14 protein-coding genes and 1 pseudogene are annotated in these 13,811 nt (G+C 30.1%); 9 read left to right on the top strand and 6 right to left on the bottom strand.

What is annotated here, in order from left to right; genetic code table 11:
• From HMPREF2953_RS01340 to HMPREF2953_RS11585, 4 genes and pseudogenes are all read right to left on the bottom strand, one after another.
• Nucleotides 1–960: a 2-hydroxyacid dehydrogenase family protein gene (locus tag HMPREF2953_RS01340; protein ID WP_070671399.1), complete on the bottom strand. Its 960-nt coding sequence runs from the start codon at nucleotides 958–960 to the stop codon at nucleotides 1–3.
• Nucleotides 961–1,039: 79 nt separating this feature from the next.
• Entirely contained in the window at nucleotides 1,040–1,354 is a 315-nt protein-coding gene (locus HMPREF2953_RS01335; protein ID WP_049334591.1) for a DMT family transporter, read from the bottom strand.
• A 1-nt stretch (nucleotide 1,355) separates the two neighbouring features.
• Nucleotides 1,356–1,685: a DMT family transporter gene (locus tag HMPREF2953_RS01330; protein ID WP_048681895.1), complete on the bottom strand. Its 330-nt coding sequence runs from the start codon at nucleotides 1,683–1,685 to the stop codon at nucleotides 1,356–1,358.
• Between the two features lie 217 nt (nucleotides 1,686–1,902).
• A pseudogene (locus HMPREF2953_RS11585) lies at nucleotides 1,903–2,057 on the bottom strand (CHAP domain-containing protein); the annotation flags it as partial.
• A 555-nt stretch (nucleotides 2,058–2,612) separates the two neighbouring features.
• On the opposite strand from HMPREF2953_RS11585, the gene HMPREF2953_RS01325 reads away from it, so the two are divergent.
• Complete coding sequence (locus HMPREF2953_RS01325) at nucleotides 2,613–3,683, top strand: NAD/NADP-dependent octopine/nopaline dehydrogenase family protein (protein ID WP_069723748.1); 1,071 nt, start codon at nucleotides 2,613–2,615, stop codon at nucleotides 3,681–3,683.
• A gap of 56 nt (nucleotides 3,684–3,739) precedes the next feature.
• Complete coding sequence (nhaC, locus tag HMPREF2953_RS01320) at nucleotides 3,740–5,125, top strand: Na+/H+ antiporter NhaC (RefSeq protein WP_049334587.1); 1,386 nt, start codon at nucleotides 3,740–3,742, stop codon at nucleotides 5,123–5,125.
• A gap of 311 nt (nucleotides 5,126–5,436) precedes the next feature.
• Here the strand turns inward: nhaC and HMPREF2953_RS01315 are convergent, their stop codons facing one another.
• A complete protein-coding gene (locus tag HMPREF2953_RS01315) occupies nucleotides 5,437–6,213 on the bottom strand; it encodes a CHAP domain-containing protein (RefSeq protein ID WP_049334586.1) in 777 nt (258 codons plus the stop codon).
• 618 nt (nucleotides 6,214–6,831) lie between these two features.
• On the opposite strand from HMPREF2953_RS01315, the gene HMPREF2953_RS01310 reads away from it, so the two are divergent.
• The 7 genes from HMPREF2953_RS01310 (at nucleotide 6,832) to HMPREF2953_RS01280 (ending at nucleotide 12,961) form a co-directional block, all read left to right on the top strand.
• A complete protein-coding gene (locus HMPREF2953_RS01310; RefSeq protein ID WP_049334585.1) occupies nucleotides 6,832–7,686 on the top strand; it encodes a helix-turn-helix transcriptional regulator in 855 nt (284 codons plus the stop codon).
• Between the two features lie 177 nt (nucleotides 7,687–7,863).
• Nucleotides 7,864–8,592 carry a transcriptional regulator, SarA/Rot family gene (locus HMPREF2953_RS01305; RefSeq protein WP_049334584.1) on the top strand — a complete coding sequence of 243 codons (729 nt, stop codon included), beginning with the start codon at nucleotides 7,864–7,866 and terminating at the stop codon, nucleotides 8,590–8,592.
• Nucleotides 8,593–8,871: 279 nt separating this feature from the next.
• Entirely contained in the window at nucleotides 8,872–9,216 is a 345-nt protein-coding gene (locus HMPREF2953_RS01300; RefSeq protein ID WP_002448494.1) for a transcriptional regulator, SarA/Rot family, read from the top strand.
• 145 nt (nucleotides 9,217–9,361) lie between these two features.
• Nucleotides 9,362–10,507, top strand: coding sequence for an acyl-CoA dehydrogenase family protein (locus tag HMPREF2953_RS01295; protein ID WP_049334583.1), 1,146 nt, complete (start codon nucleotides 9,362–9,364; stop codon nucleotides 10,505–10,507).
• A gap of 92 nt (nucleotides 10,508–10,599) precedes the next feature.
• A complete protein-coding gene (locus HMPREF2953_RS01290) occupies nucleotides 10,600–11,541 on the top strand; it encodes a nucleoside hydrolase (RefSeq protein WP_049432401.1) in 942 nt (313 codons plus the stop codon).
• Nucleotides 11,542–11,615: 74 nt separating this feature from the next.
• Complete coding sequence (locus HMPREF2953_RS01285) at nucleotides 11,616–12,161, top strand: biotin transporter BioY (RefSeq protein WP_070671397.1); 546 nt, start codon at nucleotides 11,616–11,618, stop codon at nucleotides 12,159–12,161.
• A 35-nt stretch (nucleotides 12,162–12,196) separates the two neighbouring features.
• Entirely contained in the window at nucleotides 12,197–12,961 is a 765-nt protein-coding gene (locus HMPREF2953_RS01280) for a GNAT family N-acetyltransferase (RefSeq protein WP_070671395.1), read from the top strand.
• A 38-nt stretch (nucleotides 12,962–12,999) separates the two neighbouring features.
• On the opposite strand, the gene fdhD is transcribed toward HMPREF2953_RS01280, so the two are convergent.
• Nucleotides 13,000–13,794 (bottom strand): formate dehydrogenase accessory sulfurtransferase FdhD, encoded by a 795-nt coding sequence (fdhD, locus tag HMPREF2953_RS01275; protein WP_070671393.1) that lies wholly within the window; start codon nucleotides 13,792–13,794, stop codon nucleotides 13,000–13,002.
• Between the last annotated feature and the right edge of the window lie 17 nt (nucleotides 13,795–13,811).

Raw genomic sequence — 13,811 nt, 5'->3', positions numbered from 1 at the left:
TTATTTTTTATTAACAACAAATTGCGGTTCTTCACCATTCAATTTTTTAATTGTATCATTAGCTACAATTTTAGACATCATTTCACGAGCTTCAAATGTAGCATTACCGATGTGTGGCGTAATGACTACGTTATCTAAAGATTTCAACCCCTCAGTAATATCTGGCTCGAATTCATACACATCGAGAGCTGCACCTTCAATATCTTTATGTTTCAATGCATCAACAAGTGCCTGTTCATTAACGATTGGTCCACGTCCTGCATTGACTAAATAAGCAGTAGATTTCATTTTTTTAAATTGTTCTGAATCAATCATATGATGTATATCTGGATTGTAAGCAGCGTTGATTGTAATAAAATCAGAGTGTTCTAATAATGTATCTAAATCAACGTATTTAGCACCAATTTCACGTTCTTTTTCCTTTTTTTGGTGAGGTCCTGTATAAAGGATATCCATATCAAATCCTTTTGCACGTTTAGCTACTGCACTACCAATTTCTCCAAATCCGATAATACCAAGTGTTTTGCCTGAGACTTCACGGCCTCTAAAGAATAATGGCGCCCAACCATCAAATCCTTTTGTACGAGAAAGTTTGTCACCTTCAACGATACGACGAGCAATTGCTAATACTAAGCCGAATGTTAATTCAGCAGTTGCAGCAGTAGATGCCTTTGGTGTATTTGTAACATCAATATTTTTTTCACGTGCATAATCTACATCTACATTATTAAATCCAGCACCATAATTGGCAATAATTTTAAGATTTTTACCACTGTCAATCACTTCTTTGTCTACATTAGTGGATAAAATGCTAATTAAAGCAGAAGCATCTTTGACACCTTTTTTTAATGTTTCTTTATCGATGATACCTTCACCTTCATACATGTTTACTTCAAAATGTTCTTTAAGTAGATTTAAACCAGCTTCTGGAATTTTACCAGCTATATATACTTTTTCCATCCATCTCACTCCTTTGTATTCTTTCAAATTAAGTATAATGGAAGAAAGATAGGGACACAAAGAATTTATATGAATAAAGTTACTGTATTATTTTTAAAGCAATTACCGATATTAAGATTAAAGCAATACAAAATATGCGAATAAATTTTTTTGATTCATTATAGAAAATCATACCTACAATGGTACCTCCAGCAGTCCCGATTCCTGTCCATATTGCATAGGCAGTTCCCATCGAAATCGTGTGCATAGATAGTTTTAAAGTACTAAAACTAAATATAAAAGTAAGCGCACCTAGTAGAATATATATTTTTTTATGCGTACGATTCAGTTCATTTAAGAAGACAACACCTAAAATCTCAAAGCATCCTGCAACTAAAAGGTATAACCACGCCATTTTATAGACCTCCTTCAGATTGGTCATCAGTAGAAAGCTTTAATCCGATAATACCTATAATTAATAAAATAATAAATAATAATTTCATAAGTGAAATAACGTGATTAATAAATAACATATCAACGATGACTGTTCCTGCAGCGCCTATACCAACAAAAACAGCATAAACAGTACCTACTGGAAGTTGTTTTGTAGCAGAAAGCATTAAATAAAAACTTAAAGCAATAAATAATAAAGTGATAAGCCAAGTAAACGTATTATGAGCGTAATTTAAACACGTAACCCAAACAACTTCTATCAATCCAGATAAAATGACCTTTAACCATTGCATTACATCCATTACTCCTTATAGTATTTTTGATAAGTAAAAACATTTTCTCAAACAATTATGAGTTATGCAATTTTAGAAAATAAAAAAGTGAGAAAGAATTCATTATGAATTCATTTTCTCACTTTTAAATTAATGAAAATATAATCTTAAAGGTGATATTAAACGGTAATATTAAACGGTAATATATTTATATTCAAGTTATATTAATCTTAGATATTTATGATAAATGAATATAATTATAAGAACGTACTTCGCTTGCTGAAATTGTACGTGTATCAGTCACGTATGTACACTTGTATAATTCATTTCTGAAATTGTAATTGATCCATCACTATTTACACTTTCTACATAAGCCACATGTCCTAAACTTCCTGCTGTCAGTGTTGATAATGTAATTCATTTTTTCATAAATAAAGTCCTCCCAAATACTATTCAACAATAGGATAATTTTAGCGATATGTTGAATATGTTTTAACATTAACTTGTCGCTGTTAACGATAAGTCATACTTTATCAGATGAAAACATGTAGTAGGGCATTGTTACTTTACCGTAAATGAAATTCAAAATTCTTGCACAACTATGTAATAAAAATCTGTTTAATATTTCTTAATGAAATATTTCTTGCAAACTGCATGTTTGCTATACATTTTCTAATTTTTTGAGAATATTAATAGAATTTATATTACAGCACCTTGTAATAAACTTATTTTATATAAAGATATATACATAAAGGATAAGCGGTTACATTTATGGAGATTTATTTGATATCATACTACTAATAGTGTTTGTAAAAATTTAAATTAGGCTATAGAATAAAATAATACTATTTTGAAGATGCAGTATTTATATCTGCATCTTTATTTATTGATAATAATTTTTTAGATGACTATTAAAAATTCTAAATAAAGAAATGAGGAATGATAACTATGAAAATTGCAATAGTAGGTTCAGGAAATGGTGCGGTTACAGCTGCAGTAGATATGGTCAATCAAGGGCATGAAGTCAAATTATATTGTCGAAATTCATCAATTCACAAATTTGATAGAGCGTTAGAAAAAGGTGGATTTGATTTTAATAATGAAGGCCATGAAACGTTTGTACCTTTTACAAATATTAGTGATGATATTCAATATGTGTTAAAAGATGCAGAAGTGATACAAGTAGTAATTCCTTCATCTTACATTGAATATTATGCGAAAGTGATGTCTCATTATATAACGGAAGAACAAATTATTTTCTTTAATATCGCAGCAGCTATGGGATCAATTCGATTTATGAATGTATTAGAAGAACGACATATTAATATTCAACCTAAATATGCAGAAGCTAATACCCTTACTTACGGAACACGTGTAGATTTTGAAGAGGCTCGAGTGGATTTATCTCTTAATGTAAGAAAAGTCTTTTTCTCAACATACAATAAGAGAGAGTTAAATGAATGTTTTGATAAAGTGAGCCAATTGTATCCACAATTAGTAAAAGAAGAAAGTTTGTGGAAAACGAATCTAGAAAATGGAAATCCTGAAGTTCATCCAGCTCCTACACTATTAAATGTAGGTCGTATAGATTATGCAGATACATTTGCATTATATAAAGAAGGTATCACAAAACATACAGTGCGACTTTTACATGCTGTAGAATTAGAACGTCTAACTTTAGGGCGTAAATTAGGATTTGAATTATTAACTGCTAAAGAAGCGCGTATTCAACGAGGTTATTTAGAACGTAAAGACGAGGATGAACCGCTAAATCGTTTATTTAATACAAGTCCTGTATTTTCACAAATTCCAGGACCGAACTCTGTAGAAAATCGTTATCTTACTGAAGATATCGCATATGGACTTGTATTATGGTCAAGTTTAGGACGTGAAATTGGTGTAGATACACCGAATATTGATGCGATAATTACCATTGCCTCTACTATTCTCGAACGTGATTTCTTTAATGAAGGATTAACAGTAGAAGAACTTGGTTTAGATAAATTAGGATTAAAATAAGTATAATGTTTGGTATGGAAAAGAGGTCTTAAGAAAAAAGAAAAAGGAGCAGATATATGAAAAGAAAACCCACATTTCTAGAAGCAATATCTACAATTATTGTCATGGTAATAGTTGTTACAATTGGATTTGTTAAATTCAATATCCCTATTCAAGTATTGTTACTTATCGCTTCAACCTACGCTGCTTTTATTGCTATGCGTGTCGGTTTAAAATGGAAAGACTTAGAAGAAGGAATTACACATCGATTGACAACAGCTATGCCTGCTATTTTCATTATTTTGGCTGTAGGTATCATTGTAGGTAGCTGGATGTACGCAGGCACTGTACCTGCATTAATCTACTATGGGCTTAAGTTTTTGAATCCTAGTTATTTTCTAATTTCAGCATTTATCATTTCGGCTATATGTAGTTTAGCAACCGGGACAGCTTGGGGATCTGCATCTACAGCTGGGATTGCCTTAATATCTATTGGGAGTCAACTTGGTATAAATCAAGGGATGGCAGCAGGTGCAATTATTGCAGGTGCAGTATTTGGAGATAAAATGTCACCTTTATCAGATACAACCAATCTTGCTGCACTCGTAACAAAAGTAAACATTTTTTCTCATATTAGAGCAATGATGTGGACAACCATTCCAGCATCAATCATTGGATTTATCGTATGGTTTTTTGCTGGATTAAACTCCCAAGGTAATGTAAATACAAAGCAAATAAAAGTACTTTTAAATGAACTAGCTAGTATTTATAATATTAATTTTTTCGTATGGATTCCCTTAATTGTGATTATCATTTGTTTAATACTAAAAATTTCAACTGTTCCATCTATGCTTGTTTCAGCGTTGAGTGCTATTTTTATAGGTAAGTTTAATAATGGATTTAAATTTGTAGATGGTTTTAAAGCAACGTTTGATGGCTTTACATCATCTATGACTGGTCATTCTCATGTCACCGAAAATGCAAAAACATTGATTGAACAAGGTGGAATGATGAGTATGACACAAATCATTGTGACCATTTTTTGTGGTTATGCATTTGCAGGTATTGTAGAGAAATCTGGTTGTTTAGATGTAATGTTACAAACTGTTGCAAAAGGTGTTAAATCTGTTGGTACCCTCGTTCTTATTACTGTTCTATCGTCTCTAATGTTGGTATTTGCTGCTGGTGTGGCGTCAATTGTTATTATTATGGTTGGGGTACTTATGAAAGACATGTTTGAAGATATGAATTTAGATAGAAGTAATTTATCTCGTACATTAGAAGATTCCAGTACTATGGTCCTACCATTAATTCCTTGGGGAACATCAGGTATTTACTATGCGCAACAATTAGGAGTTTCAGTTGATCAATTCTTTATTTGGGCAATACCATGTTATTTATGTGCTATATTAGCAATTATTTATGGATTTACTGGCATTGGAATACGTAAAAAAATAAATTAAATGATTAATTTGATGTTTAATTCCCCTATAATATGGAAATAACAAATTAGGATTAAAGTATTGATGAGCAACATAGTAGCGATGTTATTTAAAAAATACATTAATTTTAGATATCCTAAAAAATGAATTAAAAGTGGATTTAATTTTTGTGGCGAGAATTCAATCCATAATAATGAATTTGATTAATATTATAACTTAAAGCGTTCGAAACACTAAATTAAAGTAAAGTTTCGAACGTTTTTTGTATTATGCATAAAAAAAAGATTTAGAATTCATATTGAATTCTAAATCTTTTTTCTTTATCAATTTAATTAATGAATGAAATTATATGAAGCAGCTTCACTTGAAGAAAGTGTACGAGATGTTACTACACCTACACCATGTCCATAATTCATTTCAGACACTGTGATTGAACCATTACTATTTACACTTTCAACATATGCTACGTGACCGTAAGCACCAGCAGTAGATTGCATAATTGCGCCTGCAGATGGACGGTTATTTACTGTGTAACCAGCAGATGCTGCAGCATTTGCCCAGTTATTTGCGTTACCCCAAGTCGAACCGATTTTACCACCTACACGGTCATATACATAATATGTACATTGGCCAGAAGTATAGTAGTTTCTACCTGAGCTAACAGAGTTAGAAATTGAAACACCTGTTGATGACGGTGCAGTTACAGTAGTTACTTTTACATTATTATTAGAAGTAGAAGCAGAACCTAAACCACCAGTGTGTTGATTATTTGTTGTGTAAGATTGTGTTGGATTACTAACAACTTGATTTGAGTTATTAGTATTATAGTTGTTATAACTATAAGTTGAATTTGTATTAGAATAATTATTATATGTATTGTAGTTATAATTGTAATTATAGTTAGAATGATTTAAACGATCTGGGCTCCAGTTACCTTTCCAAGTGTAATGGTAGTTACCTTGTTGATCGATAGTGTAAGAGTAGCTATATGAAGTAGGATCATTTGGATTATATCCTTGTTCAGCTGCATGAGCTTCATGTCCTTGTCCGGCGATAGCAATTGCGGCAACTCCTGCAGTAGCGATTGTAGCTGTAGCGATTTTTTTCATTATAAATTTCCTCCTGAGAATTAAATTAATATTATTTTATATTTAATAGTCATTTGTTAACTTAGTCTTTAAATCATTTTACTTAACGACAAGAAATACTTTATCAAAAAAATTACAATTTGTGGGGAATGTTAATGATTTGTAATTTTTCGATAATATAAAAGCTTGTAAATTTAATTCTTAGTAATATTTTTTAATATAAAAAAAGCTATTATGACAGTGTTTGCAGAAGAATATGAAAAAAATACTCATTTTCTTGTAATCTTTTTGTAAAATAATAGAAAAATAAGTTAAAACAAAATAATTCAGCCTATTGAATTATTACTTGATTAAACAATTACTAAAAAATCATTTTATATGTCATCCTTATATATAAATAAAGTAAGTTTATATTGAAAAATAATAAAATCATACTATAAGATAATAAAGTGATAAAATAAGTCAAAATATTGCTACTGCTAATACCGAAATAAAACATAAAATTGTATATGAAGATAGATCTCCGATACGCATACATAAGTATCGAGGCGATAATTCAATAGAATTAAGTGGTGAATAAAGGGGAGAAATGTCATCGCTTATATCTAGTCTTTATATTACAAACGAGAGGAAAGACGTATGATAGATAATTTTTCGGTAAAGCTTTTAAAAAATACGAGAATATTAAAACAAAAAGAATCCAATATCAAACTTATATATTGGTTAAAGGGTTCTGGAAAAATAAATTTAGACTTAGATACATATAATATGAAAAAAAGAGATCTCGTATTTATTATGTTAAATGATTTATATTCGATAGAAGGCGAAACGAACTCTGTTATTGCAATAATTGAAATTTCATTCACAGATTATTTAAGATTTGCAGACGATTATATCAGACAAAAAGGATATAAATTTTCTTCTATTGAACGAAAACAATTAGAATCATTTATTATTAATCTTCTTGAATTTGAAAGTCGAAAACCTCGACTTCCACACATAAGGGATAAATTAGTTAAACATTTATGTGTAGAATTAGGTTATATTCAAAGAAAACATCGTCAAAACTATAAACTAGACAATCCACTTGTAGATGAAGTTCATGAATATATTATCGAACATCATCATGAAAAGATTAATAAACAAGCATTAGCGAATTCACTTGATATGTCTAACAAAGAGTTAAGTCAAGTGATTAAATTTCATACACCTTATCATAATATTGCTCAATATATTAATGATATTCGTTTGAAATTATGTTTACTTGATATTTTAGATAGTAGTGAATTTATTCAAGATATTGCTTATAAACATGGATTTAATCATTTTCCGAGATTTATTGCATTATTTAGTAAGAAATATGGGATGACTCCAGGTCAAGCACGAAAAAAACAATTTGCTCCAATATATAAGACTACCGAAACGGTTGAAATATCTTTAGATTATGAAGCACAGTTACTTATAGCTGAGGCCAAAAGTAACTATCATACCTAAAATAGGATTAAGTCCATTAATAAGTAAAAAGATAAAGTATTTAGACCTTTACTCATACTTAATATGAAGTAAGTATATGTATGATATAAAGATAAACTGGTAACACTTTAAAATTGTATCGCAATACTAAAGTCTGTCTTCTAGAATTGTTGTATAAATTGCGAGGTGGCAACTATCATGACAAAAAATGATATGAATGTACTATTATTTTATCTTTTATTTTATAAAGCAGTCGATGAACTTTTAAAATATTCTAAAAACCTAAATATTGAACACCTAAATGTACTATATGCTATTATTGATTATCATAAAACGAACCATCAAGGTATGGATATTGAAACATTAATGAAAAAAACGTGTTTATCTAAACGAACTTTATTCCATCTTGTTAGCCATTTATACCACGAAAATTGGATTTTTAAATCTTATGATGCAAATGATCAACGAAGATTAAGAATCTTACCTGTAGAAGTATATGAAAGAAAAATGAATCATTTATTATTAGAAATTGGAGAATTACTTGAAAATAACTATCTTAAAACATCAATCAAGAATATGAATTATTGTAAGTTAACATATCTAATTACTATTTATAAAGTTTTAAATAAGATTGAAAAAAGTATTAAGCATTATCAGTTAAGTTTAAATGATTTGCTTGTTTTAGGCATTATTTGGTCGAATCAAAATGACATCTCGTTGAAATCGATAAACTATTTTTCGCGTTGTCAGTCTATAAATATAAATTTAGTAATTAAACGATTACAACAAGGTGGTTATATTTTGAAAGAAAGAGATGTTATAGATGAACGTAGAGTGTGTATAAAGTTAAATATGTCAAAAAAGGAAGAGATTCATTATATCTTGAGACATTGTAGTAAAATGATAAAAAAGGAATTAATATTATAATTTGTTCTAAAAATAAAAATAACTAGTGATGTAAGAAAGGCTTGTCTCTTACATTACTAGTTATTTTAGGTGTATAACACATGAAATAATTATGTATAATTTAATTTGGCAAATGAGATTTTAATATATAATATCATTTTAATTTCATAAAAATATTGAAATATTATACTTAAATGTTATAAAATAATTTTTATAGCATAAGAAATGTTTAGTGTTGTAGTAGTTAGTATACATGAACCTTGTAGCAACTAGATGTACATCAGAGGAGTGGTTTAGAATATGGGACAAATTAAAGACATCAATGATTTAGTTAACGCAACATTTCAAGTGAAAAAGTTTTTTAAAGACACTAAGAAAAAATATAATCTGAATTATGAAGAAATTTATATTTTAAATTATATTGTTAAAAGTAAAAAAGATGAAATTACTTCAAAAGAAATTGCAACGTATTCAGAATTCAAACCTTATTACTTAACTAAAGCATTACAAAAATTAAAAGATTTACAATTATTATCAAAAAAACGTAGTATACAAGATGAAAGAACAGTTATTGTTTATGTAACAAAAGAGCAACGCGAGAGAATTAATGCTTTAATTGCTGAATTAGAGAAATATATACAATAGAATGATGATGGGGTAAATGAGTGAGACAGAATTTCTGTCCACTCTTTTTTAATTCTAATATACTATGTTAATGAGATACTTTATATTATTAAAACCGAGTGTTAAACTATGATTAAATATATCAAATATCGAATAGGTGATAGTCATGTTAGATTCATTTTTAATAAGTAGTGATATTCAAAGAAAATGGATTAAAAAATTTAAAACAATTGAAGATACATTTAAACAAAGAGCAGCAGAAGAAGATATTGACTCTAAATTCCCATTTGACAATATAAAATGGCTTGTAGAGGAAGGTTATAGTGTGTTAACTTTACCTAAATCATATGGTGGAGAAGGTGCAACAATAGAAGATATGGTCGTTTTACAATCGTATCTTGGAGCTATAGATGGTGCTACAGCACTGTCTATAGGCTGGCATCTAAGCGTTGTAGGACAATTATATCAACAACATATGTGGAGTCAAACTATGCTTGATCAATTTGCAATAGAAGTAAAAAATGGTGCGCTTGTAAATAGAGCAGTAAGTGAAGCGGATACTGGTAGTCCTACTCGTGGTGGGAGACCTGCTACCCATGCAATAAAAACTAAAGACGGATATAAATTAAATGGTGTAAAAACGTTTACTTCTATGAGTAAAGCATTGACACATTACATTGTTGCTGCATTTGTAGAAGATATTCAAGAAGTAGGCTTCTTTTTAATTCCTAGAGAGACTAAAGGTTTAGAAATTGCAGATAATTGGAATATGTTAGGGATGCGTGCAACGGAAAGTCATGATTTAGTATTAAATGATGTTATAGTTCCGTTTGAAAACTTTGTAGAAACAAAACATAAACCGCAACCCAATGGATGGATTTTACATATACCAAGTGTATATTTAGGTATTGCCCAAGCAGCGAGAGATTATGCTATTGAGTTTGCCAAAATACATTCTCCTAATAGTATTGAGGGAACAATTGCTACGCTACCTACTGTACAACAAAATGTTGGGAAAATGGAATCACTCTTATTATCTGCACGTCATTTTTTATGGAGTACAGCTAGAGGTTACAATCAATATAATGAAACACTTAATATTTGGAATGAAACATCTGCAAGTAAAATTTTAGTCATGAATCAAGGATTAGAAGTAGTGGATCTTGCTATGCGAATAGTAGGGGCAAAAAGTTTAGAAATGGATCGTCCATTACAACGCTATTATCGTAATATGCGTGCTGGCCTACATAATCCTCCTATGGAAGATGCAGCATATACGAATATTGCAAAATCTATACTTGATTTAATGTAGAATGAATTTTTTATTTATAATATGTTTAAAGAAAGCTATGATTACGTATAATGTAGTCATAGCTTTTTTTACATATTTTTTGGAGGGATTTAATGACTAAAATATATTTTAATCATGATGGCGGCGTTGATGATTTAATATCGTTATTCTTATTACTACAAATGGATAATATTGAATTAGTAGGTGTAAGTACAATCGGTGCAGATTGTTATTTAGAACCTTCTCTAAGTGCTTCATGTAAAATTATAAATCGTTTTTCAAATTTATCTATTGATGTAGCTCCTTCATATGAAAGAGGAGTTAACCCTTTTCCGAAAGACTGGAGAATGCATGCCTTTTTTATGGATGCGCTGCCTATTTTAAATGAGGAATGGATTGATAAACGTTCTATAACGAGTACATTTGAAGCTTATGAGGATATGATTAATGTATTAAATAATAGTAAAGAAAAGGTGACTTTATTGTTTACTGGTCCGTTAACTGATTTAGCCAAAGCAATCAAATATGATAAAGCAATAGTAAACAATATTGAAAAGTTAGTTTGGATGGGAGGAACATTTTTAGAAAAGGGCAATGTAGAAGAACCCGAACATGATGGCACAGCTGAATGGAATGCTTTTTGGGATCCTGAAGCTGTTAAAACAATATTTGATACGTCTATCAAGATAGAAATGGTAGCGTTAGAAAGCACTAATCAAGTACCATTGACACCAGCTATTCGTCAAATGTGGGCAAATCAACGTCAGTTTATAGGAGTTGATTTTTTAGGCATCAGTTATGCAGCTGTACCTCCTCTTACTCATTTTGTCACCAACTCTACTTACTTTTTATGGGATGTATTGACGACTGCTCAAATTGGTAAAGAAAACTTAACAGATTCTATAGAACTTAAAGTAGATGTATGTACAAAAGGACCAAGCCAAGGACGCACATATGAGAGCGATGATGGACGTATGGTGCGTGTCGTTAATCATGTCAATCATGATGAATTCTTCAACTATATCACATCTTTAGCTAAAAAAGTATCTCATTAACTTTAAATGTAAACTTTTTATATAAAATAGTTTACATAAGTGGTATAATTTTCTTCATAAAAGGAGGAAATCAAATGAGTACAAAAAATTTAGTATATACAGCGTTAATGACAGCGGTTATTTGTATTTTAGGCCTAGTACCCGGAATACCGTTACCATTTATGCCTGTACCAATTGTATTACAAAATATAGGTATCTTTTTAGCAGGAGTTATATTAGGACGTAAATACGGCGCACTCAGTGTTATTATCTTCTTATTATTAGCAGCCACAGGTTTGCCATTATTATCAGGTGGACGTGGTGGAATAGGTGTGTTTGCAGGTCCTTCAGCAGGATTTTTATTCTTATATCCGGTAGTGGCATATCTTATAGGTTTAGTAAGAGATCATTTTAAAAATCATATTAATTTCTTTACATTATTTATTGGTATGCTTATATTTGGTGTTTTATTATTAGATATTGTAGGAACAATCATTATGGGATTCATTATACATATGCCTATAAGTAAAGCATTCTTATTATCATTTACATTTATTCCAGGAGATATCATTAAAGCAATTATTGCAAGTTTAATCGGCACAACATTACTTAACCATTCACGTTTTAAGAATTTGATATAATAGTACAAAATATACATAGTTGGGTGATGGTTGCTATGACATACATAACAATGAAGCAGATTAAAGAAAATGGAAAAATATACTTAGAAGATGAGTTGAATATTATATATTTAACACCTTCTGATCCAATTACATATCACATGAATAAGTGGCAGTACAAAATGTTACCTTCAATTAATCAGTGGTATTCAGATATAGAGAAACAACGAATTTTGCATAAAAAACAACATTCTTCTCATTTATCTTTTACATTTCCAGAGAACCAGTTACTTCATTCTACATGGTTAGAAGCGATACGCAATGAAGGATTTCAATTAGGACTACTTGAATTGTATGCGATAGATAGTGTTACATTAAAACAATTTGAGAGAAATATTCAGGTAGATATTGAACCCGTAACTTCATTTAATATGGAAGATTATTTAAGTGTTTACAATGAATTTTCAAAACCGTATGGCGAAGCGTTTGTTAAAGAAAGTGAAGAACGAACGAGAGAGGCAATATTAAATCAAATAGATGATGTCACTCGTATAGTTGCATATTATCTTCATAAACCTGTGGGGATTTTGGATATTATAGTTACAGATGAAACCGTTGAAATTGATGGGTTCGGCGTTTTAGAAGACTATCGTCATAAGGGAATAGGTACTACGATGCAGTCCTATGTAGGCCATTTAGCTGGTTCTCGACCAGTTATATTAGTGGCAGATGGCGATGATACAGCAAAAGATATGTATATAAAACAAGGCTATATTTTTCAAAGCTTTCAATATCAGATAGTCAAAGAAGATGCAATATAAATAAAAGTAGGGAGTGAAAAATGAATTTATAATAAATTCTATTTCACTCCTTTTACACGTTCTGGATGACTATAAATATTAAAAGAATTACCTCTAATAAAACCAATAGCAGTAATATTTAAGTCATGTGCCAGTGTTACTGCTAATGTGGTAGGTGCAGATTTTGATAATATAACACCAACACCGATTTTAGCTGCTTTTAGTAAAATTTCAGATGATATACGTCCACTAAAAATAAGCACTTTATTTCTAACAGGAATTTGATGAGTAAGACAAAAACCGTAAAGTTTATCTAAGGCATTATGTCTACCTATATCTTGACGATGTTCAAAAAATGCCTCACCATCACTAATCGCTGCATTATGCAAGCCACCTGTTTGTTTAAATAAAGTACTTGCACTTTGTAAACCTGTCATCATATTTAAAATTTGTTTTGGAGTGAGAACGATATTAGACATAGATGTTTTAGCAATTGCCGCATCATTTTGAAAATAAAATTCTCGACTTTTTCCACAACATGAAGCAACCATGCGCTTTGTAGAATACTCAAAACGATCACTTAATGACTTAGTTAATTCTACATGAGCAAACCCTTTACTATCATCAATTTGTAAATATTTAATTTCTCCTTTTTTATAAATGGCTCCTTCAGATGCTAAAAATCCTATGACTAACTCTTCTAAATGTGTCGGACTGCAGATTACTGTAGCAAATTCTTTTCCATTTACCATAATCGTTAATGGAAATTCGGTTACATAGCTGTCTTCAGTTTCGATGAGTTGCTCATCTTCATACCTAATAATTGGTTGATTTTGAACGGCATCTTTATCCATGAATATCTCCCCTTTGG

It is taken from the genome of Staphylococcus sp. HMSC072E01 (assembly GCF_001814125.1).
GTDB lineage: Bacteria > Bacillota > Bacilli > Staphylococcales > Staphylococcaceae > Staphylococcus > Staphylococcus hominis.
This window is presented reverse-complemented; position numbering and strand designations above follow the sequence as displayed.